Source organism: Bifidobacterium sp. LH_558, assembly GCF_056356295.1.
This window is the reverse complement of sequence record NZ_JBKETZ010000007.1, coordinates 1-23,178: the sequence shown is the minus strand read 5'-3', so window position 1 is coordinate 23,178 and position 23,178 is coordinate 1. Positions and strand designations below refer to the sequence as shown.

Genomic DNA, 23,178 nt, shown 5'->3' with positions numbered 1-23,178 from the left:
TCCCTCGGTGCGCCTTGATGACACACGCATTGCGTCAGTGCTTACAGCACTAACGCAGCAACATAACAACCACAACGAAGTAAGGAACAACCCATGGCAATGGAAAATCCCTTTGAGGGCAAGGAAATCTGGTTCGGCGTCGGCTCGCAGGACCTCTACGGCGAGGAAGCGCTGCGCCAGGTGGCCGAGCAGTCCACCGAAATCGTCGACGCGCTCAACGCCACCGGCAAGATCCCGGTCAAGCTGGTGCTGAAGCCCACCCTCAAGTCCTCCGACGGCGTCAAGCAGTTCATGGTCGAGGCCTCCGCCAACCCGAACGTCATCGGCGTCATCACCTGGTGCCACACCTTCTCCCCGGCCAAGATGTGGATCCGCGGCCTCGAAGTGCTCACCAAGCCGATGCTGCAGCTCAACACCCAGCACCACATGGAGATCCCGTGGGAAACCATCGATATGGACTTCATGAACCTCAACCAGGCCGCCCACGGCGACCGTGAGTTCGGCTACATCGTCTCCCGTCTCGGCATCAACCGCAAGATCGTCGTCGGCCACTACACCGACCCCGAGGTCGCCGAGAAGATCGCCACCTGGGCCCGCGCCTGCGCCGGCTGGGATGCCTCCCAGAACATGAAGGTCATGCGCTGGGGCGACAACATGCGCAACGTGGCCGTCACCGAAGGCGACAAGACCGAAGCCGAGCGCGTGTTCGGCGCGTCCATCAACACCTGGGCCGTCAACGAGCTCGTCGCCGCCTACGAGGCCGTCAAGGACGACCAGGTCAAGGCCATCATCGAAGACTACAAGGCCAAGTACGACGTGGCTCCCGAGCTGCTCGACGCCAAGTACGACTCCCTGTTCATCGCCGCCAAGGAAGAGGCCGCGATGGTCAACATGATGCAGGCCAACGGCTGCACCGCCGGCGTTGACAACTTCGAAGACCTCGGTGCCCTGCCGCAGCTGCCCGGCGTCGGCCCGCAGCGCTTCCCCTCCGAGTACGGCTTCGGCTTCTCCGCCGAAGGCGACTGGAAGACCGCCGTCCTCGTGCGCATCGGCGCCGTCATGGGCTACGGCCTCGACGGTGGCGCCTCCCTCATGGAGGACTACACCTACAACTTCGTGCCCGGCCATGAGCTCAACATGGGCGCCCACATGCTCGAAGTCTCCCCGTCCATCGGCACCATCGCCAAGCCCAAGCTGGAGATCCACCCGCTCGGCATCGGCGGCAAGGCCGACCCCGTGCGCCTCGTCTTCACCGGCGCGCCCAAGAAGGACGCGGTCGTCGTCTCCATGTCCGACGTGCGCGAGCGCTTCCGCCTGCTCATGAACGTCGTCGACATCGTCGAACCCGAAGGCTCCCTCAAGGCCCTGCCCTGCGCCCGCGCCCTCTGGAAGCCGCAGCCCAGCCTCAACGTCTCCGCCGAATGCTGGCTGCGCGCCGGCGGCTCCCACCACACCTGCATGACCACCTCCATCGGTCGTGAGGCTTGGGAGGACTTCGCCCGCATCGCCGGCGTCGAACTCGCCACCATCGACGCGGACACCACCCCGGCCGCGTTCGAACGCGAGCTGCAGGTTAGCGAAATCTACCACCGTCTCAACAACCAGCACTAAATAGCGGTGTGGTTCACAGCGGGTGTTTGCGATGTTTGTCGCGAACACCCGCTGTATGTTTTCAAAGACGTTTAGGAATCGGTATGAAGAATATGAGAAGCCTTGTCGCGCTGGCGTTCGGCGCGTTCGTGTGCGGCGCGGCCGAATTCGTGATGATGGGCATTCTGCCCCAAACGGCCGCCGACATGGGTGTGAGCATCCCCACCGCAGGCAACTACATCACCGCCTACGCGATCGGCGTATGCGTCGGCACGCTGATGCTGGTTTTCGGCCGCACGACCCCGCCGAAAAAGCTCATCCTCATCTTCATGGTGATCGTATTCGTAGGCAATGCGCTCTCCGCCGTCGCCCTCAACAGCACGATGCTGATCGTCGCGCGATTCATCGCCGGACTGCCGCACGGCGCGTTCTTCGGCGCGTCCGCGGTGATCGGCAAAAACCTCGCCGAAAAAGGCAAAGCGACCCAAGCCGTGGCCGTCATCACCACCGGGCAGACCGTCTCCAACATGCTTGGCGTGCCCGCCGGCACCCTGCTCGCCGAATACGTCTCCTGGCGAGTCTCCTTCGCCATCCTCGCCGCGTGGGCGGTACTCACCATCGTGCTCGTGGCCGCATGGGTGCCGTTCGTCGCCCCAATCAAAGACGCGGGTCTCGCTGGGCAGTTCAAATTCCTCAAAGCGCCCGGGCCGTGGCTTATCCTAGGCGCGGTGTTGCTTGGCAACGGCGGCGTGTTCTGCTGGTGGAGCTACGTTTCGCCGTGGCTGACCGGCGTGGGCGGATGGTCGAGCGCCGCCGTTCCGTTCCTGATGGCTTTGGCTGGATTCGGCATGGTGATGGGCGGTATGGCCGGCGGCAAAGTCGCCGACCGTTGGCGTCACGCGGGTGCCGCAGGTGTCGGCCAGGCCATCGGCATAATCGGACTACTCGGCGTGTTCCTCTTCGAAGGCGTGCAGGGGAGCGGCGAAGGCGTGTTCGTCGCGCAGGCGGGCACTGCATTGTTGACGCTGTGGATCGCGTTCGGCTTGTTCTTCATCAATCCACCGCAGCAGCTGCTGATGGCCGAAGCCGGCCAGGGCGGCGGCGAACTTATCGGAGGCGCCACCGTGCAGGTTGCCTTCAATCTCGGCAACGCGATCGGATCGGCCGTCGGCGGTGCGGCCCTCAACGCCACCGCCATGGACTACCATTATCCGGCGCTGTCCGGCGTGCTCTTCACCGCCCTGGCCGCCATTCTCCTTGCCGCCTTCTCCCTACGCTACGAAGGCAAGCGTCAGTGGCCGTAGATTTGGGTGGCGATGGTTTCGGCGGCACATCCGTTAACGTGGACGGATTGGCAGTTACCAACGGTCCATCCACGCCAAGCGCGCTCACCGTGGACGAATTGACAGTTACTGACCATTCGCCCACGGTGGCGCATCCGTCAGCGTGGACGATTTGACAGTTGCTGACCATTCATCCACGGTGACACATCTGTCAACGTGGATGGATCGTCAGTTACCAACTGCCCATCCACGCTTAGCGCGCTCATCGTGGACGGATTGACAGTTACTGACCATTCATCCACGGTGACGCATCCGTCAGCGTGGACGAATTGACAGTAACTAACGTTTTATCCACGCCTGACACACTCAGTGTGGATGAAACGGCAGTAGGTAACCATCCGTCCACGCTCACATGACCCTCAACGTGGATGAACTGACAGATAGTGACCGTTCATCCACGGTGTCATGATGGTGCATGATCCTCAGTGTGGAGGAATCGTCAGCATATGCCGATTCCTCCACGCCGGCACCCCTCCGGCATCGCAATGATTACCAGAGCTCAAGCGCTTCGAGACCTCGAACACATCACATATCAGCCGGCCATGGAGAGTTTGGTGTGTCGGCTTGTCGCGCCAGCTCCGAGTAAAACGATTGATTTGAGAGTTCGGTGTGCGAAAACGGCCATATCTGGCAAACCTGACACACCAAACTCGCCGCCACCCCGCAATCCGCCAAACAGCAGGAAACCGCAGACATACAATTTGGCCTACAACCCGTCTTGTATGGGGCGCGCTACGAAAAAGCCGGGGGAATACCCCGGCTCTTGGAAGTTCCACATCGCTGCGGACCTGTGTGGAACACAGCGTCAGCGCTTATCGCCGTAGATTTGGGTGGCGATCGTCTCGGCGAAGACGCGGTTCACGGCGGGGCGCACCACCTTCAGCGAGGGGGTCAGGCACTTGTTGGCGTTGGTGAACTGCGTGTCCAGCACCACGAACTTGCGCACGGATTCGGCGCGCGAAACGGTCGCGTTGGCGCGGTCCACATAGGTTTGGATCTCCTCGTGCACCGCGGCGTTCGTCGCCAGACGGTCCACCGGCGTATCCACGGACAGACCATGCGCGGCCAGCCACATCGGCAGGCTTTCCGGATCGAGCGTGACCAGCGCGCCGATGAACGGACGCGCGTCGCCCACCACCACGCAATGTTCCACGATCGGGCATTTGACGATTTCCTCCTCCAGCGGGATGGGGGAGACGTTCTTGCCGCCGGCCGTGATGATGATGTCCTTCTTACGGCCCGTGATGGCGAGGCGGCCATCGTCGTCCAGCGATCCCAGATCGCCGGTTTTCAGCCAGCCGTCCTCGGTGAAGGTTTCGGCCGTCTTCTCGGGCAGATTGTGGTATCCGACGAACACGTTTTCGCCCTTGACCTGCACTTCGCCGTCCTCGCTGATGCGCACCGACGAGCCGGGGGCGGGCTGGCCCACGGTGCCGATTTTGTTGTCGGACACGCGGGTCACGGTGAACGGGGCGGCGGTTTCGGTCATGCCGTAACCCTGGATCATCGGCAGGCCGATGCCGGCGTAGAAATGCGCCAGATCGGGGTCGAGCGGCGCACCGCCGCACGCCACGAATTTGATGTTCGGGCCCAACGCGCCGCGCACCGTGCGGTAGACCAGCGTCTCGTAGGTCGCGCGCTCGGCGATTTCGCGAGGCGTATGCGCCTCGCCATTCTGCTCCTTGCGGCTCCACACACGGGCTGCGTCCACGGCCTTGGCGAACAGACGGCCCTTCAAGCCCAGACCGGCCTTATGCGTGGCGGCGTTGTACACCTTCTCGAACACGCGCGGCACGCCGAGCAGATAGGTCGGGCGGAACGAACGCAGATCGGGCAGCAGCGAACGAGTGTCGGGCAGGTAGCCCACCACGCCCGTATCGGAACCGATCGAACAATACTGGATATAACGCGCGAAGCAGTGGGCGAGCGGCAGGAACAGCAGCAGACGCGGCATGCCCTCGCAGATCATCTCAGGCAGGCATTCGTAGCCGGCGCGCACGATGGACAGGAAGTTGCGGTGGGTGAGCTCCGCGCCCTTCGGCGTGCCCGTGGAACCAGAGGTGTAGACGATGGTGGCGAGGTCGTCGGCATGCACCGAGGCGATGCGCTCCTCGAGCTCCTCGTCGGAGACGACCACGCCCATGCCTTCCAGCGCGCCGAGCGCGTTGCCGTCCATCATGAGGATCTGGCGCAATGCGGGGCAATGGTCGCGCACGGAGTCGAGGCGGTCGAAACGTTCGCGGTCGTCGGCGATCGCGAGCTTGACCGTGGAATCGTTGAGGATGCGCTCGGCTTGCGCGGCGGAATCGGTGTCGTAGATCGGCACGTTCACCGCTCCCACGGCGGCCAGCGCGAAGTCGAGCACGCCCCACTCGAAGCGGGTGGACGAGAACAGGGTCACCGCGTCGCCTTTTTCGATGCCGAAGGCGATGAAACCCTTCGCCGCGGCGCGTACCAGGCGGGAGAATTCGCCGGTGGTGACGTCCTGCCAGCGGCCCGGCCCCAGCTTCTTCGAGGCGATTACCGTGTCTTCGCCGGTGCGGGCGATGCGGTCGGTGAGCAAAGAGTACAGCGTTTCGCCGTCACGCACCTCGATGGCGCCGGGGGTGGTGTATTCGGTCAGCATTCGTGCACATATCCGTTCTGCGAAGTGGCCCTGAGGGGGTTTGCGGCCACACTATCGCTCAGGTTACGCGGCCGTAGGTGCCCGCGGCTTTGTGGGCTCCATCAAAAAGGTCCCGCTCCTTTTGTCCGCCGATACAAACATGAGGATGGAACGCTTGCCTTTGATAATCCGCTATAGGTTTTGCTTATCGCCAGAATGCGTGCGCGCCGCGTGTCACGATGCGGGCGCGCTTTAGCATGTGGGAGGACCGCCGCCGCGTGGATGTCACGACGCCGGCGTGATGCGGTGCCAAGGCGCGGCACTATGCGCCCACGGCACTTACGGCACGTCATGGAAGGGAAGAACATGGCCGAGAACCGCAACGAACTCAACAAGAACCTGGCCCAGATGCTCAAGGGCGGCGTGATCATGGACGTGACCACGCCCGAACAGGCGCGTATCGCCGAGGACGCCGGCGCATGCGCTGTCATGGCTTTGGAACGCATTCCGGCCGACATCCGCGCCGCGGGCGGCGTGAGTCGTATGAGCGACCCCGCCATGATCAAAGGCATTCAGGAGGCGGTGTCCATTCCGGTGATGGCGAAGGTGCGCATCGGTCATGTCGCCGAAGCTCGCATCCTGCAGGCCATCGAAATCGACTACATCGACGAATCCGAAGTGCTCTCCCCGGCCGACGACGTCTACCACATCGACAAAACCCAGTTCAACGTGCCGTTCGTGTGCGGCGCGAAGAACCTCGGCGAGGCGCTGCGCCGTGTGGCCGAAGGCGCGTCTATGATCCGCACCAAGGGCGAGCCCGGCACCGGTGACGTGATTCAGGCCGTGCGTCACATGCGTACGATGAACAAGCAGATCCGCGAGCTCGTGGGACTTCGCGACGACGAACTGTTCGAGGCTGCCAAGCAGCTGGCCGTGCCAGTGGAACTCGCCCGTTACGTGCATGACAACGGCCGTCTGCCGGTCGTCAACTTCGCCGCGGGCGGCGTCGCCACTCCGGCGGACGCGGCTCTGATGATGGAGCTCGGTGCCGAAGGCGTGTTCGTCGGATCCGGCATCTTCAAGTCGGGCGACCCGGCCAAGCGTGCGGCCGCCATCGTGCAGGCCACCGCCAATTGGCAAGACGCGGACCTGCTCGCGCGTCTGAGTGAAAACCTCGGCGAAGCGATGGTCGGCATCAACGAAGACGAAATCGAAACCATTATGGCGGCACGAGGCGAATGAGCCGCTCGGCAGCTCATTCGCCGCGAGGCGGAATAGGAGAAAGCCCAGTGGGCTTTCTCCCCGCCGGAGCCATCCTTATAACAAAACGCAACCCATCGATGAGTCATCAGCAGAGAGTCATTTTCCATGGTCGTAGCAGTCGAATACATCAGTAAAGAGGCCTCCGACGACGCCGAATCCGCCACCCATGGCGTGACCGGCATCCTCGCCGTGCAGGGCGCGTTCGCCGAACATGCCGCCATGCTCGACCGTCTCGGCGCGCCATGGAAGCTGTTGCGCGCCGCCGAAGACTTCGATGCGTCCATCGACCGGGTGATCCTGCCTGGCGGCGAAAGCACCACGCAGGGCAAGTTGCTGCGCTCGACCGGCCTGTTCGAGAAGGTCGCCGCGCATATCGCCGCCGGCAAGCCCGTGTTCGGCACCTGCGCCGGCATGATTCTGCTCGCCGACCGCCTCGAAAACGACGACAACGTGTATTTCGCCGCGCTCGACGCCACCGTGCGCCGCAACGCCTACGGCCGCCAGCTCGGCTCCTTCGCCGCCACCGCCGACTTCGGCGAGGTGCGGGACTTTCCGCTTGTGTTCATACGCGGCCCCTACGTCGTCTCCGTCGGCCCGCGCGCCCAGGTCATGACCGAGGTGAACGGCAATGTGGTGGGCCTCAAACAAGGAAACACCCTCGCCACCGCCTTCCATCCCGAACTCACCAGCGACGCCCGCATCCACGAACTCTTCCTCAGCCTGTAGGAAAGTGCGAGCACAAAGGCGACGACGCCACGTGTGAAAAGTCGGGCGAATCTCTTGCGGCGGGTGGGCGAAGGCCGCTAAGGTGACAGGTGGCTAGGCGCGAACGATCGTGCCGACGGTTCGCTGAGAGGTTCGCATGTTCGACAAACGACTGTTTCAAGTGGCGCCTGGCATCGGGCGGCTGATCGCCGGCAAAGTGCTGTGCATGTGGATCGGCCTGCTGGCCAATATCGTGTTCGTGGGCACGCTGGTCATGATGCTGTCCGCCATGATCCTCGCCGCCGATCCGCATTCCTTCGCCTGTGATGCCGCCGCAGGCGCCGACTGCCCGACCAATCTCTTCGGCATCGCGGCCGTGGGTGTGCTGCCCGGCGACATGATGCTGTACGCGGGCGTTCTCATCGCCTGCGCGCTGGTGCGTTACATCACCACCCGTCTCGCCGCCCGTTGCGGCACCGAAGCCGCCGAGCGCGTCAAACTCGGCCTGCGCGAGCGGCTCTACCGCAAAATGCTCGCCCTTGGCCCCTCCTACTCCTCGCGCGTGAAAACCGCCGACGTGGTGCAGTCCGCCGGCGAAGGCGTCGAGCAGGTCCAGTCCTTCTTCGAACTGTTCCTGCCGCAGTTGTTCTATGCGGTCCTCGCGCCGATCACCTTGTTCGCCGTGATCGCGCCGATCAATATGCCCACCTCCTTGACTCTGCTGGTCTGCGCGCCCCTGATCGTGATCGTCGTCGGCCTGGTCGCGATGAGCGCCGCGCGCGCGTTCAAAAAGTATTGGGGCCGCTACACCGATATGGGCGCCGCCTTCCTCGACAACCTGCAAGGCTTGGAAACCCTCAAAACCTTCGATGCCGACGAACAGGCCGCCGAGCGCATGGACGAGAAGGCTGAATCCTTCCGTGTGATGACCATGCGCGTGCTGCAGATCCAGCTGCGCTCGCTGGCAGCCATGGACGCGGTTGCCTATGGCGGCACCGCGGCCGGCATAGGCGTGGCCCTCTGGCAGTACGTCGGTTCGGGCGGGTCAGCCGTGACCGGGCACACGCAGGGCGCGCTCTCTCTCGCAAGCGTGCTGCTCATCGTGCTGCTGTCCGCCGATTTCTTCATCCCCCTGCGACAGCTCGGTTCCTACTTCCATGTGGCGATGAACGGCATGACCTCCACCAAGCGCATCTTCGCGTTGCTGGACGCGCCCGAACCCCAGCACGGCGACGGCGATCTGCCTGCGGATACGAGCGTGGGCGTTGAGTTCTCCGCGACTTCGTTCGCCTACATGTCGGATGAGGGGCAATCCGTCAAAGCGCTCGCCGATGTCTCCTTTGCCGCACTCCCCGGCCAGCTCACCGCCATCGTCGGCGTCTCCGGCTCCGGCAAATCGACCGCGGCGGCCCTGCTCGCCGGCCAGATCACCGGATACAGCGGTTCGGTCCGCATCGCCGGCACGGAACTCGCTAGCCTGAATGCGGCCTCGCTCACCCGTGCGGTCACGTTGGTCGGCGCGCGCAGCCACCTCTTCGCCGGAACCCTGCGTGAGAACCTGCTGATGGCCGACCCAGCCGCCACCGACGACCAGCTGTGGGCGGCTTTGGAGAGCGCTCGTGTGGCCGACTTCGTGCGTGCGCAATCCGCCGGACTGGATATGCCCATCGCCGCCGACGCCGCGAACCTCTCCGGCGGCCAACGCCAGCGCATCGCCATCGCCCGCGCCCTGCTGCACAACAGCGCCATCATGATCTTCGACGAGGCGACCAGCAGTGTGGATGTGGAAAGCGAAGCGCTGATTCTCGCCTCGATCCGCGAACTCGCCGACCGTGGCGCGACGGTCATCATGATCACGCACCGCATGGCTAACGCCGTCAACGCCGACCGGATCGTCGTGTTCTCGCACGGCGAGGCCGTCGAATCCGGCACGCACACCGAACTCATCGCCGACGACGGCACCTACGCCACGCTGTACCACACGCAACAGGCCATCGAATCCGTCGTCCATCCCACGCATCACACCGAACCAGCCATCGTGGATCGCCGGCGTGAGTCCGCCTCCTCGGCTGACGCCCCCGTCTCCCTCGGTGGACAACAATCCAGTGAGCCGAACGTGCCGACGGAAAGCACGCTCCATCTCGTTTCGCGCCTGCTCAAGGAAGCCACGCCGCTTGCGCATCTTATGACGGCCGCGGTCGTTTCCGGCACCGTCGGTCATCTCGCGGCCACCTTCCTGCCGGTGTTCGGCATCGTCGCCGCGTTCGCGCTCGCCGGCAATCCCGTCTGGGGGATGGGCGTCGCGCCCGCCGTCATTGCCATGGCGGTGTGCGCGCTGCTGCGTGGTCTGATGCGCTACGTCGAGCAGTATCTCAACCACAACGTGGCTTTCCGCCTGCTCGCCCTGTTCCGCTCCAAAGCGTTCGCCGCGCTGCGTCGCCTCGCCCCCGCGAAGCTCGCCGGCAAAGGCAAGGGCGACTTGATCGCGTTGGTCACCACCGACGTGGAACTGCTGGAGATATTCTTCGCGCACACGATCTCCCCGGTCGCGATCGCCGTGGCGACCAGTGCGGTGTACGCGCTCGTTTTGCTCACGCTCAGTCCGTGGCTCGCGCTGCTGCTGGTCCTCTCGCATCTGATTATCGGCGTGATCGTGCCGCGTTTCTTCGCCACCGGCGTGCAGAACCTCGGCCCCACCATCCGCCGCCAATCCTCCTCGCTGGATGACGCGGTGCTTGACGACATGCGCGGCCTCGACGAAATCATCCGTTTCGGCCGTGGCGAGGATCGGGTCGCCGGCATCGTGGAGCGCACCAAGACGCTGTGGGCCGAACATGCGCATCTGAGCCGCGTCAACGCCGGATTCGCCGGCATCGGCGGCGTGTTGGTGTTGGTGCTGACCGCGGCCGCCGCGGCTGTGGCGATCGCCGTGGCCGTAGCTGAACCGACGTGCATTCCCGCGCTGGTTGCGGCGGTCGTGCTCGTTTCCAGCTCCTTCGGACCGACTTTGGCGTTGAGCGCGCTGCCCGCGAACCTCACGCAGACCTTCGCCTCCGCACGCCGATTGTTCGCGCTGATGGACGAAGCGCCGGCCGTGACGGAAACCGGCCTCGAATCGCCCGCCTATACGGGAATGACGATGGAGCATGTCGATTTCGCCTACGATTCCAAGCCGGGGGAGAAGGTGCTCGACGACTTCGGCACGGATGTGCCGCGCCACGGCGTGCTGGGCGTGCAAGGTCCATCCGGCCGGGGCAAGTCCACTACATTGAAGCTGCTGATGCGCTATTGGGATCCGCAAGGCGGTCGGGTGACGCTGTCAGGCACGGCGCTGCCGCAGGTCGACGCGCATCACCGCCGCCGGGTGCAAACCATGATGAGTCAGGAAACCCACCTCTTCGACGGTACTATTCGCGAAAACCTGATTATCGCCTTGCCTGGCGGGGCCGATGGGATTGACAGGACTGATGGAGCTGCCGGGGCTAGCGGGACCGGTGCGGCTAGCAGGACCGATGGCGTTGATGGCATGCTGCGTGAGGCACTGCGCAAAGCCTCGGTGTTGGATTTGATCGAATCCTTGCCCGACGGCCTAGACACGCAGGTGGGGGAGTTGGGCGACCGCCTGTCCGAAGGCGAACGTCAGCGCATCGGCTTGGCGCGCATATTCCTGCGCGACGCCGATCTGGTGTTGTTCGACGAACCGACCAGCCGTCTGGACGCGTTGAACGAAGCCGTGATCCTCCAGTCGATCAACGACTTGGCGCATCCCGACGATGAGGACGGCAAGGCCGTCGTGCTGGTCTCGCACCGAGAATCCGCCATGCGCATCGCCGACACCGTACTTTCGATGTAGCCCCGCGCTCCGTAACACCGTTCTGTCGAATCCCGCGCTCCGTCAACACCGTGTTGACGAAGTAATCCGTTACCCGTCATCTCGGACAGAGCGTTTCCTCCCCTCGTCATGCTGAGCGGAGCGTAGCGGAGTCGAAGCATCTCTTGCGAATGGCGGTGGAGGTCCTTCGACTCCGGGCTGCGCCCTCCGCTCAGGATGACGGTAAAAATGGTTATTCGTCATGCTGAGCGGAGCGCAGCGGAGTCGAAGGATCTCCACAGGACGACGGCGAAGAGTGCCTCCGCTTAAGGTAATGCGAAGAGGGCGCTACTTTTTGTTGATGATGAGCTTGTCGAGGAAGTCGAGCACGGTGTCGATGGCCTGGTCTTCGCGGGCACGTTCCTCGGCGCTCTGCTCCGGCTCGTCGGCCTCCTGCGCGGCGGACGACTCCTTGGCCTTGCGCAGAATCTCCAAAGCGGCCTCGGCTTCGGCCAAACGTTCCACGTCGATCGAAATCGTGGCGGCGTCCACCATGCTCTCGTCCACTTCCGTAGTGGAGGAATCACCTTCGGAATGACTGGTCGTGTGATGCAGCTTCGGTTCGACGATCGCAGCGTTCACCGTATGCGCCCTGAGTTCGGCATGCCAGCGCTCCTCCGCGGCCAAACGCGCCGTCTCCCGGGCATTGGCCAACTCCGCCGCCTGATTCTCCAATTCGAACAGCTGCTTATGCGCGCGAACCCGCTCGCGTTCCGCCTGTTCGATAACACCCATCGCCTGCATGCGCTCGTTCTCCACGCGCGCCAGCGTGATCTCCGCCCAACGAATCTGCGCGCCGGCGGAAGCCAGCGCCACACGGGCCGAAGCCATAGGCGTGCGCGGCTGCCAATCGTATTCGATATCCTCCAGCATGCGGTCCATCGTCTCCGGAACCAACGTGACCACACCAATCAGACACACCAGATTGCATACGGCGAATAGGAAGAACGTGCCGCGGCCGCCCCAACTTACGAACATGAGCGGAGTGAACTGGCCGATCGCCCAGTTCGAAGCCAACAGAAACGCCGTGCAGATGCCGGTGGCGCGGCCGCGCAGGAACGTGGGGAACAATTCGGGAATCATGATCCACGGAATCGGACCCATCGAGAACGCGAACGACGCGGTGAACAGCATAACGGCCACCAGCGTGAGCGTCGGATCGTCGATCCGATACGCATGGCTGATCAGCATCGCGAACACGGCCATCAGGGCCGAACCGATCGCCATCAGACGTTTGCGCCCCACCGCGTCGATCAGATACATGCCGATCACGGTGAACACCAGCTCCACGCCGCCCACGCAGGACGCCGCCAAAAACTCGGTGTTGTCGCCGAAGCCCAAATGCTTGAACATCGTCGGGCCATAGTAGGAGATGGCGTTCATGCCGACGATCTGATTGCCGACCGCCAGAAACACGCCGATCGCCAACGCCTTGCGCAGGCCGGGGCGGAACAGATCGAGGAACGAGGCGTTGAGCTCGCGCTCGCGCACCACCGACTCGTGGATGACCTCCACCTGCTCGCGGGCGCGTGTGGTGCCGAGGATATGCTCCAGCACCTGGAAGCCCTCCTCCTCGCGGCCCTGCTGAATGAGGAAACGCGGGGATTCCGGCACTATCAGCATCGCGATGAAGAACACGGCCGCCGGCACCGCGCCGAGGCCCAGCATCCAACGCCATCCGCGCTCCACATTCCAAAACAGGGAGCCGTTCTCCGCGATGAAATAGTTGATCACATTCGTCAGGAAGATGCCGCAGATGGCCAGCAACTGGAACGAGAACGCCAATGTTCCGCGGATGCTGGTGGGAGCCGACTCCGTAATGTAGGTCACGGCCAGCGCGGTCGCCAAACCGATGCCCACACCGCCGACGATGCGCGCGACGATCAAATCGAATGGCGAAACCGTCATCGCGCTCCACAACGCCGCCACGAAGAAGAACGCCGCGCCGGCCAGCAGAATACGGCGGCGGCCGAACCTGTCGGACAGGAAGCCCGCCATCGCGGCGCCGACCACACCGCCGATCATAATCGACGAAATCACCAGGCCCTGCAGCATGGTGGACAGATGATAGCGGTGCTGAAGAAAATCAATCGCACCGGAAATCGACACAGTGTCGTACCCGTAAAGCAGACCGGCCAGACCGGCGCTGAGCGCCAGACCGAACGTGTACCGCCCGGTACCGCGTGGTTGCACGCGATTGCCCAACGGGTTGCTGTGTTTCGAAACCGCCTGAAACAGTCCCGCCATCGCTCTTCCTCTCAAACGCTCAACGGGGAACATGACCATCCTAGCCGTTTCGGGCGGGTTCGTCACGCGGCGTCTTATTGTATGTTGCCTTAACTTTCGGAAAACAGCCGGATGAGGCCATGCGGGCAGGCGGGGAGAGTCGGCGGGCGCGTGTATATCGCGTGCGGGACGTACTCTGAACACAATATCGAAGGAGGAACCATGACCGACGACCAGACCGCAGCCGCCACAACCGCCATCCCGTCCATCGCGCTCGCCGACGGCAATCGGATCCCGCAGATCGGCCTCGGCGTGCTGCGCATCGACGACGAAGGCGTGGTGCCCGTGATCGAAACCGCGCTGGAGGCCGGATACCGGCATATCGATGGCGCCGCCGGATACAACAACGAAGCCGGCGTGGGCCGCGCGCTCGCCGCCACCGGCTACAACACCGGAGAGGCCCGCCGGAGCCTGTGGGTCACCACCAAACTGCGCGATTCGCAGCAGGGCTACGACTCGGCGCTCAAAGCCTTCGACGACTCCCTGAACCTGCTGCAGCTCGACTACGTGGACATGTACATGCTGCATTGGCCCACCCCCTTTGATTGGCGTAGCGGCGAAACATGGAAGGCCTTCGCACGCCTGCGTGAGGAGGGGCGTGTGCGCACGCTTGGCGTGTGCAACTTCCTGCCCGAACATCTCGAGCGTCTGCATGATGAGACCGGTGAATGGCCCGCCGTGAACCAGATCGAACTGCACCCCACATGGCAGCAGCGCGACGTGGTCGCCTTCTGCAAGGAGCACGGCATCGCGGTGGAAGCGTATTCGCCGATGGCGCGCGGCGCGGATTTGGCGGCCGGCGACGGCGCGATCGAACGCATCGCCGAGGCCCACGGCGTCTCCCCGGCGCAGGCGATTCTGCGCTGGCATGTGGAGAACGGCACGATCATTATCCCCAAGTCGGTGCATGCCGAACGCCAGCGCGAGAACCTCGACCTGTTCTCCTTCTCGCTCACCGCCGAGGAGCATGCCGCGATCGACGCGCTCGACGGGCCCACCCGCGCCGGTCACGACCCGCTCACCTTCACCTACGCGTGACGATGGCGCGAAGAACGCATTTCAGGAAGCGGCGTTTCAACACGTCGAATCCTTTGGAGCGCGTGCTGATCCTGCTGGTGATCGCCGCGATGGTCGGCGTCGGCATCGGCCTGGGACTGCCGATGTTCAGCCCCACCGTGTCCAAGATCACCGGCGGATACACGGCCACCGGCGACGCCGCCACCACGCTCGCCACACTTACCGTGGACGACCAGCCCGACTCGTCCGGCTATGACCGCGATCTGTTCGGATTCCGCGAAACCGACGACGACGGCAACGGATGCGACGTGCGCGAAGACGTGCTGGCGCGCGACCTGACCGATGTGACCTATAAGTATCCGGGCAGTTGCAAGGTGCAATCCGGCACGCTCGACGACCCCTACACTGGCAAGACGATTCAGTTCGTGCGCGGTGTGGACACGAGCGCGCTGGTGCAGATCGACCATGTGGTGGCGTTGGCGAACGCATGGCAGTCCGGCGCCCGCGATTGGACCACGGCGGAGAGGTATCGCTTCGGCAACGATTTGTATAACCTGTTGCCGGTGGACGGCGACGCCAATCAGGAGAAGGGCTCCGCGTCGGCCGCCTACTGGCTGCCGACGAACGGCGACTACCGTTGCGAGTACGTGGCCCGCCAAATCGGCGTCAAAGCCAAATACCAACTCACCGTGACCTCCAAGGAGAAAGACGCCATGCTCGCCGTGCTCCACTCCTGCCCCGGCCAACCCGTCCCCGAATCCTAAATGGGGGAGTTCGCGCCTTTCTGGCATTGAAAAAAGGGTCGATGTCGAGTTTGGTGTGTCTGGCTTCGGAGAGGCGTTTGGCTAAAACGTTTAATTCTCGAGTTTGGTGTGGAAAAAACGCCTTCTCACCCAATCCTGACACACCAAACTCGAAACCCGCCCTGTCGGTGGCGGGAGTGGGCCGTGTTCGCAGTCGTTCCGCAACGCCGCAGCGATCACCTGCCCTGTCCGAGGACAGGTGATCGGGGCTATCTCTTCGGTGTGTCTTGCATCGAGGTCAGGCGTTTTTGCGTATCAGAGGTTCGATGGTCGGAACGCCTTTGGCTTCGGCCTTTTTCAAGTCATATGTGGATTGCAGATTCATCCAGAAATGGGGGCCAGTTCCTAGCGCCATGCCCAGTAGTAGCGACATTCGCGCGGTGATCGCGCGACGTCCATGAATGATGTCGCTGATTGCGGACTGCGATACGCCGATGGACTTGGCCAGTCGGTAATGAGAAATGCCCAGCGGCGAAAGAAACTCCTCTTCGAGGATCTCTCCCGGGGTGGAGAGCAGATCCGTCATAGTGGTGCCCGCTATTTCACCGGTGCCGGCCGCTATTTCATTGGTGTCTACTAACGAACCATGTACCGGGCTCATGCTCTTGGCGCTGTTGATGGCAACACCCGTTGTCTCGTCAGTGGTAGTCGACGAATCGAACATCGGTGGCCTCCTTTCCATTCCATCGAAACACTAGCCGCCATTGCTTGTTGACGCGGATGCTGTAATGGCCGACCAGATTCCCGGATAGCTCCTCGAAGTGGTTGCCGGGCGGGGTTCGTAGCGCCTGAGGGTATTCGGCAGCGTCAAGCATCTGCAGTTTTCTCATCAGTGTGCGTTCCACGCCTTGCGGGTATTGGGAAGGGATGGTCCCCGATTCCCAAAATCGCTCCAATCGTTTATCCACGAATCGCATCAATGCTACCGCCTTACAGAAGTATTGGCAATTGTTGGGTGTGGCAACCGGCTTGATTGCCTCGTTTCAGTGCTCTCCGAATGCCTCAGGTCGGAAGCTCCGAGCTTTGCTCGTCCCGGTCTTCCGGCCGTTTTAGGTTCTTTCCCGTCTTTTGGTCTTCCGGTCATTTTCGGGTTCCTTCTCTCTTTCGGTCTTCCGATCGTTCTAGGATCCTTCCCGTTCCGGTCTTCCGGTTGTTTTGGGTTCCTTCCTTCTTCCGGTCTTCCAGTTGTTTCAGGTTCCCTCCCTCTCGTCCGGTTTTCCAGCTGTTTTAGGTTCTTTCCCTGTTCAGGTTTCGTCCTTTTGGGCGTCGAAAAAAGCCGATGTCGAGTTTGGTGTGTCCGGCTTCGGAGAGGTGCGTGGCTAAAACGTTTAATTCTCGAGTTCGGTGTGGAAAAATCGCCTTCTCACCCAATCCTGACACACCAAACTCGAAACCCGCTCTCGTCAGGGTGCCCAATTCGAACTCCGTCCTTGTGTCAGATGGTTTCCTCGAGCAAGTATCGGCACACTCCGGTCAATTTCGGTGGCAGCCGCATATGCAATGCCTTGGCGACGCTGCGGGCCAGATCCAACTTCGCCTCGGCACTGCTCAAATCCTTTGCGGTGACGCAGATCACGTCCCATCCCATGTCTCGCAGATGCCGTTGCTTAATGTTGTCTTGTCGATACTGGTGTTTGTCGATGCGATGTTGGTCGCCCTGATACTCAATGCAAACCTTCTGATCGGGGAACGCCATATCCAACAGCCAGGTATGGTCTCCGGTGTCGTCGTAGACGGCGTGGTTCACTTCCATGTCCGGCAACCCGTGCTGCCTCAACACCAAACGAGTCCGTGTCTCCTGTGAGGAGTCGGTATCCTCCTTCATGAGATGCAACGCCTTCTCGCATTTTCGTTTTCCCCAGAACAGGCCGGATCCCGCCAAGAGAGCAACAAGATCGTTTCTCTCACACAATTTCATACGCTTGTCTCGCCGTGTCAGCGAATCCGCAAGCACGACAAGCTCGCTGAGCGTCAGATATTGCGCCATCTGCGCCCACGCCACCGCCGGCGGTACGCATTGTACGTCTCCTACGATATAAGGCTGATCAAGTCCTGCGCCGTTGCTCCACCTCAGACATTTGATGCCTTGTTGCTGGTAACGGGCGTTGTTGTTCCTTACCGCCACATGGAGCGTATCCGTTGAGAGCCGGGTCTGCTTTGGCAATTCCGCACCAAGCAGCGCCAAAGCAGTGATATGGCTGTAGACGAGAGGTTTTTCCCTCTCCTGATTGGCTTGTCCGCATCGTTCCTGCATGCGGCATGATTCCTCTTGAAGCGCGCCGTATGCGATGTCGTTATGCACTCGTTCCGTAAAGGCTTCGATGCCCTCACCCATAGTCGTATCGTTCATGCGCCTTACGCTAGAGGGGACGTCTCTCTCATCGCAACCGTCTTGTTGAAAATGGTGGATAAGTGGAATAACTTTCGTCTATTCACATCAATTCAGCCATTTGTGGATAACTCGAGAGGCGGTGCCTTGTAACTCTCTTCGATCCTTCTTGTCCTGTCTCGTAATCCAGTTCGTTCAAACGTGTGACCGTGTCTGATTCATACTTGCTCGAGATGAGGAGGGGCAAAGCTTCTTTCTGTCCTTGCTGCTCTGGGAATTATTCGATTTCCCCTCGATCCTCCGGCCCGAAGTTATCGGTCTGGTCGCCTTGTTGGGATTGCCCCACGCCGGTTCAATCCAAAACGTAGGCTGTTTTTGGCCGTTCCGGTTTGACTATCCGTCGCGGTTCGTCTGCTTTCGTCCTGTTCGTTCCGGCTTTCAGACGTCGAAAAAGGGCTGATGTCGAGTTTGGTGTGTCCGGCTTCGGAGAGGTGCGTGGCTAAAACGTTTAATTCTCGAGTTCGGTGTGGAAAAATCGCCTTCTCACCCAATCCGGACACACCAAACTCGAAACCCGCTCTATCGGAGGTGGGGAGTGCGTTGCGTTCGCAGTCGTTCCGCAACGCCACGGCGATCGCCGCCCTGTCGGAAGGCAAGGAAAGGCGTGAGAGAGCGGAAGAATGGATTACTTGCCGCGGTGCGCTTCGTGTTGGGCGCGGGCGCGGGCCAAGGCTCGGTGGGTCAGGTCGCGCGTCGACCCAGCTCCGTCGCCCTTGACTCCGAACAGCACGAGCGCCACCATGCACAGCACCAGGAACGCACTGATGCGCAGCGCCCATTGCACGCCGAAGATGTTCGCGGCCGCATAGGTTTCCGCTCCGCCGCCCAGCGCCGCATGACGCATATCGGTGAACGTCTCCATAAGAATCACCAGCACCGGCGCTCCCACAGCGCCCGCGATCTGCCGTGCCGTGTTGGTCACGGCCGAGCCGGCCGAGACCTCCGAAGGCTCCAAGCAGTTCAACGACCATGTGGTGATGGGCATCAGCACGAAGCCCATGCCGATTTGCCGCACGAATTGCCAGATCGATACCCACCAGATCCACGAGTCCGCGCTGATGGTGCTCATCATGGCGGTTCCAAACAACAAGGTGATCGATCCGATAAGCGCCACCGGCCGCGCGCCGAGCCGGTCAAGCGTTTTGCCGCCAAGGAACTGCGAAATAGCCTGGCCGAACGCGCCGGGCAACATGATGAGGCCGCTCATTGTGGCCGAATACCCGCGGTCGTCTTGAATGTACAGCGGCATGATCACCATAATCGAGCTGAATGCAAAGAACGACAGCGACGCGCACAGCGTGCCGATGGTGAACGACCGGTTCTTCAGCACGCCCAGATCCAACAGGGGAGGCTGGGTGGCTTTGGCCCGCGCGATGGCTTCGGCGCTTGGAGTGGTACCTGTGCCTGTGCCGTCATCGGCGGCGATGCCCATTTTGGCGCGCGCCACAAACCGCGCCGCCTCGTTGAATCGCCGAGCACCGTGCACCTGCCTCAGCACGAACCATACGATGCCGCCCAATCCGATGAGCGTGGGCGCCCACACCATCGGATGTGTAAAGTCATAGGATTCGATGTTCGTGAATCCGAACATCAGCCCGCCGAATCCGAAGATCGACAGTCCCACGGAGAAGAAGTCCGCCTTGGCGTCTTTGTCGTTCGCGCCGAAGTTGCGCAGCCACAGCGCGGCCACAATCAGCGAGATGCCGCCGATGATGGTGAGCGTCAGGAAGATGGACCGCCAGCCGTTCATGTCGGTCTGCCAACCGCCGATGGTCGGCCCGATGGCGGGCGCCACGCTCATGGCCATGCCGACCGTGCCCATGGCCATACCGCGACGCGACAGCGGATAGATGGAGAAGACGGTGATTTGCAGCACCGGCCACATCACGCCGGTGCCAATCGCTTCGAGCAGGCGCCCGAGCAGTACGAGCACGAAGGACGATCCAAGCCACGCCAGCAAGGAGCCGATGGTGAACACCGTCATGGAGACGATTACGATCTGACGGGTGGAGAAACGCCGCGTGAGGAACGCGGTCAGCGGCACCATCACGCCCATCACAAGCTGGAAGATGGAGGTGAGCCATTGCCCGGTGGTCACGGAGATGCCGAATTCGGAGACGATGGTCGGCAGCGCGGCGCTCAGCTGCAATTGCGTGAAGTTGCCGACGAAGGTGATGAAGGTGAGTATGGCGATGGAGATGAAAGCGGCCCTCGTAAGGTGCCCGTCCTTATACGAGTCCTCTTGGGTCAGCACGGTGTTGCGGCGTGTTGTGCTTACGGCTCCGGCCATTCGTTCTGCATCTTCTTCCTGCCGTCGGCGCGCCCTATTTAGGTTTGCGGCGACGCGAATACTTTACGCCCACCTGTGCCCATCCGTTCGGTTCCGTTTGGCTCCAGTCCTGCCTGAGAATTCATCTAATCGTAATTTGACAAATCGTAATTTGATTAAATACGATTTGATACATGTCATTCATAGGTCGCACGGACGAACTCGCTTTCCTGGAATCCTGCTATGCCAGCTCCAAAGCGCAGCTGGTAGTGCTATACGGCCGTAGGCGTGTGGGGAAAACGGAGCTGCTGGCCCATTTTGCCAAAGGGAAAGACCATGTGTTCCTAGCTTCACCTTCCGCCACCAAAGACGAGCAGTTGGCGGCTTACTCCCGCCAGATGTTCGCGGCGGGTGCTCCGGCTGGCAAATATCTGAGCCGATACGCCGATTGGGAAAGCGCGCTTGGAGACATCGTCAATCTGCCGGTCGCAACCGACGGCGGCCGCCGACTTATCATCATCGACGAATTTCCCTACTTGGTGAAGGCGGATAAGTCGCTGCCTTCGATCATTCAAAACCTGTGGGACCACACGTTGAAGAACCAGAACGTCATGCTGGTTTTGTGCGGCAGCGCCATGAGCTTCATCGAGAAAGAGGTGCTTTCCGAGAAGTCGCCTTTATATGGCCGCGCGACCGGAATGCTCAAGTTGCAACCCATGCCATATTGGGATGCCGCGCGTTTTTTCCCCGCCTACAGCGCGCGGGATAACGCGCTCGCGTACGCGATTTTAGGTGGTATACCGCATTATCTGGCGGAATTCGATCCGTCCGAGAGTGTTGAAACCAACGTCAAGCAGCACATTCTTCGCAGGGGATCCGCGTTGTATAGCGAGGCAGAATTCCTTATGCATCAGGAATTCCGCGAGCCCGCCACCTACAACACCATTTTGCAGGCGGTGGCGTTGGGCGCGACCCAGCTGAACGATATCGCGCAGCGTACGATGTTGCAGCCCCAAGCCGCCAGCACATACGTGAAAAACCTGATGGAGATTGGTCTGTTGGAGCGTGAGTTTCCGGTTGATGCCAAGCCCGTCGAGCAGTCCAAGATGATGCGCGGGCTGTACCGCGTGTCCGATAATTTCTTCCGGTTTTGGTACGCGTTCGTCGCGCCGAACCGTTCTGATCTGGAGATGGGCGACATCGACGGTGTGTATCGTCACGACATCGCCCCCGTGCTGCATGATTTTGCCGCGGTGCCGTTTGAACGAGTATGCGCTGATTGGGTGCGCAGGCGGAATATGGATGGCGATCTGCCGTTCCGTGCCGGTCGCGTGGGTCGTTGGTGGGATGCGAAAACCGAGATCGACGTGGTCGCCGCCGCGAAGTCGGGGGAGGGATTGCTTGTGGGTGAGTGTAAGTTCCGCAACAAGCCCGTCGATGTTTCCGTGCTGCGCGAGCTGGAGACCAAATCGTTGCGTCTGAAAGGTGGTCCTCGCACATATGCGCTATTCTCTCTGAGTGGTTTCACGGACGCTTTGATCCGCGTGGCCAAGAGCGAGACGAACGTCCTGCTGGTCTCGGCCCAAGACCTTTACCGCTAGCCGTCGTGCGTGTGGGGCTATTCGCCCGATGCTGTGACTGCGCCGCCGCCCCACCATTTGCCGAACTCAGATGCGAGGAAATGTAGAGTTCCTTCGCCGTTCGCGCGCGTGATCCACTGTTGACATATTGAGTATGGGATTACTCGATGATACCGATATAGGGGGTATCTCGACGACGGGATTTATCCCGCATAAAAAGGCTATATTTCGCTTCTCTGATTGCTGTTTTACAGCCGTATTTCAGTCATGTGCGCAGCAAACCCATGCCTATAGCAGCGGAAGGCGAAATGACTGAAGAAATGCAAAGTGGCCTGGTTTTATTCCGCTCGCTACAGAGACGAAATAAAACCAGGCCACTTCAAAAAACTATGGCCGTAACGGCGTCAATGGGAGCGCGGAACGCGCGGCGCCGATGCGGCCATATGAAGGCCCTATGAGGTGCGATTTATTCGCTGACCTTGCGACGGCCGCGGCGCTTGGCGATACTGGCTTCGGCGTCGGAGACGTTGAAGACGATGGCCTTGCTGTCGGGCAGATTCACGCCGTTGATCACGCGCTGGTCAATTTCGTCCTCGCTGGGGTTGCTCAGCGTGAAGAACTTGGCGACCGCTTCGAGCACGGCGGGCGTCTTAATGCTCACGGAGCCGGTCTGCTTGCCGTCGCCCTTGCTGAACTTGATGGCGTTCGCATCCTTGGCGGTGCACGCCTGGAGAGCGATCTGCTGCTCCTTCTCGTTGACCAGCACCCGCACGTACGCCGGGTGGCCAAGTTCGACAGCGGTGGCCTTGTTGAAACGAATCACGGAATCCGTGATGGTCATCGTCGACTTACCAGTGGGAACAACGAGTTCCACAGCCTTAAATCCCTGCAACGCTTTCATATAAATACCTCCATTTTGTCGGCGTCTACAACATAATAACCCATGGAAATAAATTTCAATAATATACTGATATTTTCTTATTGAATCAGAGTGGTTTTTTCAGCAAGCGACCAATTAATTTTATTGCCGTGGACTAGCGCCCAGAGCCTCATCATGCGCAGCGCATTTCATGCAAGCCAGAAATCATAGAAATCACAAGAAATCATAGAAATCGCAGGAATCAAAAACGCGAAAGCCCCAAGAACGAATAACCGCCAAACACCGTGGCAAACAATACCCCCTTCGTGAATGAGCTCGCACGATACCCCGACCCAAGCGAGAGCGCCATGCAGGTGAGAAAAACCGCGGAACCGCAACGTGGGCGACGGGTCATATCATCCACGTTTCATCTCATATTTCGCAACGATCCATCAATTGACAAAATCGATGAGGAAAACACGTAATAATCACGAGGTTCGTCATTAATAAGTGAGCGCGTAATCGTTGTTCGTTTGTCGTAATGGGTGAGCGCGAAACGGTGCCTGCGATCTATTTGTCGTTTTGTCCGGCGTCGGCG

15 protein-coding genes are annotated in these 23,178 nt (G+C 61.2%); 8 read left to right on the top strand and 7 right to left on the bottom strand.

Annotated features, from left to right (window positions below):
- Positions 1–93: 93 nt before the first annotated feature.
- Both araA and AC1AV0_RS09380 read left to right on the top strand, forming a co-directional pair.
- Entirely contained in the window at positions 94–1,611 is a 1,518-nt protein-coding gene (gene araA / locus AC1AV0_RS09385) for an L-arabinose isomerase (RefSeq protein WP_476573365.1), read from the top strand.
- Positions 1,612–1,694: 83 nt separating this feature from the next.
- A complete protein-coding gene (locus AC1AV0_RS09380) occupies positions 1,695–2,894 on the top strand; it encodes an MFS transporter (protein ID WP_476573363.1) in 1,200 nt (399 codons plus the stop codon).
- A gap of 844 nt (positions 2,895–3,738) precedes the next feature.
- Here the strand turns inward: AC1AV0_RS09380 and AC1AV0_RS09375 are convergent.
- Positions 3,739–5,559: an AMP-dependent synthetase/ligase gene (locus AC1AV0_RS09375; RefSeq protein WP_476573361.1), complete on the bottom strand. Its 1,821-nt coding sequence runs from the start codon at positions 5,557–5,559 to the stop codon at positions 3,739–3,741.
- A gap of 345 nt (positions 5,560–5,904) precedes the next feature.
- Between AC1AV0_RS09375 and pdxS the strand changes: the two genes are divergently transcribed.
- From pdxS to AC1AV0_RS09360, 3 genes are all read left to right on the top strand, one after another.
- Positions 5,905–6,780 (top strand): pyridoxal 5'-phosphate synthase lyase subunit PdxS, encoded by an 876-nt coding sequence (gene pdxS / locus AC1AV0_RS09370; RefSeq protein WP_476573359.1) that lies wholly within the window; start codon positions 5,905–5,907, stop codon positions 6,778–6,780.
- 126 nt (positions 6,781–6,906) lie between these two features.
- Positions 6,907–7,527, top strand: a complete 621-nt coding sequence (pdxT, locus tag AC1AV0_RS09365) for a pyridoxal 5'-phosphate synthase glutaminase subunit PdxT (RefSeq protein WP_476573357.1) — start codon at positions 6,907–6,909, stop codon at positions 7,525–7,527.
- A 136-nt stretch (positions 7,528–7,663) separates the two neighbouring features.
- Positions 7,664–11,359 (top strand): thiol reductant ABC exporter subunit CydD/CydC, encoded by a 3,696-nt coding sequence (locus tag AC1AV0_RS09360; protein ID WP_476573355.1) that lies wholly within the window; start codon positions 7,664–7,666, stop codon positions 11,357–11,359.
- Between the two features lie 306 nt (positions 11,360–11,665).
- Here the strand turns inward: AC1AV0_RS09360 and AC1AV0_RS09355 are convergent, their stop codons facing one another.
- Positions 11,666–13,624 (bottom strand): sugar porter family MFS transporter, encoded by a 1,959-nt coding sequence (locus tag AC1AV0_RS09355; protein WP_476573353.1) that lies wholly within the window; start codon positions 13,622–13,624, stop codon positions 11,666–11,668.
- Positions 13,625–13,825: 201 nt separating this feature from the next.
- Here AC1AV0_RS09355 and AC1AV0_RS09350 point away from each other — a divergent pair, with 201 nt between their 5' ends.
- Together AC1AV0_RS09350 and AC1AV0_RS09345 are read left to right on the top strand one after the other, a co-directional pair.
- Complete coding sequence (locus AC1AV0_RS09350; RefSeq protein ID WP_476573351.1) at positions 13,826–14,701, top strand: aldo/keto reductase; 876 nt, start codon at positions 13,826–13,828, stop codon at positions 14,699–14,701.
- A 2-nt stretch (positions 14,702–14,703) separates the two neighbouring features.
- Positions 14,704–15,444 carry an HNH endonuclease family protein gene (locus AC1AV0_RS09345; RefSeq protein ID WP_476573349.1) on the top strand — a complete coding sequence of 247 codons (741 nt, stop codon included), beginning with the start codon at positions 14,704–14,706 and terminating at the stop codon, positions 15,442–15,444.
- Between the two features lie 277 nt (positions 15,445–15,721).
- On the opposite strand, the gene AC1AV0_RS09340 is transcribed toward AC1AV0_RS09345, so the two are convergent.
- The 4 genes from AC1AV0_RS09340 to AC1AV0_RS09325 form a co-directional block, all read right to left on the bottom strand.
- On the bottom strand, positions 15,722–16,147 hold the full coding sequence (locus AC1AV0_RS09340) for a HigA family addiction module antitoxin (protein WP_476573347.1): 426 nt from the start codon (positions 16,145–16,147) through the stop codon (positions 15,722–15,724).
- On the bottom strand, positions 16,122–16,400 hold the full coding sequence (locus tag AC1AV0_RS09335) for a type II toxin-antitoxin system RelE/ParE family toxin (RefSeq protein ID WP_476573345.1): 279 nt from the start codon (positions 16,398–16,400) through the stop codon (positions 16,122–16,124). The genes AC1AV0_RS09340 and AC1AV0_RS09335 overlap by 26 nt, the downstream gene beginning before the upstream one ends.
- 518 nt (positions 16,401–16,918) lie before the next feature.
- Positions 16,919–17,833 carry a hypothetical protein gene (locus AC1AV0_RS09330; protein ID WP_476573343.1) on the bottom strand — a complete coding sequence of 305 codons (915 nt, stop codon included), beginning with the start codon at positions 17,831–17,833 and terminating at the stop codon, positions 16,919–16,921.
- A 664-nt stretch (positions 17,834–18,497) separates the two neighbouring features.
- The gene (locus AC1AV0_RS09325) at positions 18,498–20,162 is read right to left on the bottom strand and encodes an MDR family MFS transporter (RefSeq protein WP_476573341.1); all 1,665 of its coding nucleotides are present in this window, start codon (positions 20,160–20,162) and stop codon (positions 18,498–18,500) included.
- A 173-nt stretch (positions 20,163–20,335) separates the two neighbouring features.
- Here AC1AV0_RS09325 and AC1AV0_RS09320 point away from each other — a divergent pair, with 173 nt between their 5' ends.
- The gene (locus AC1AV0_RS09320; RefSeq protein WP_476573339.1) at positions 20,336–21,742 is read left to right on the top strand and encodes an ATP-binding protein; all 1,407 of its coding nucleotides are present in this window, start codon (positions 20,336–20,338) and stop codon (positions 21,740–21,742) included.
- A 445-nt stretch (positions 21,743–22,187) separates the two neighbouring features.
- Here the strand turns inward: AC1AV0_RS09320 and AC1AV0_RS09315 are convergent, their stop codons facing one another.
- Positions 22,188–22,622 carry a hypothetical protein gene (locus AC1AV0_RS09315; RefSeq protein WP_476573337.1) on the bottom strand — a complete coding sequence of 145 codons (435 nt, stop codon included), beginning with the start codon at positions 22,620–22,622 and terminating at the stop codon, positions 22,188–22,190.
- Between the last annotated feature and the right edge of the window lie 556 nt (positions 22,623–23,178).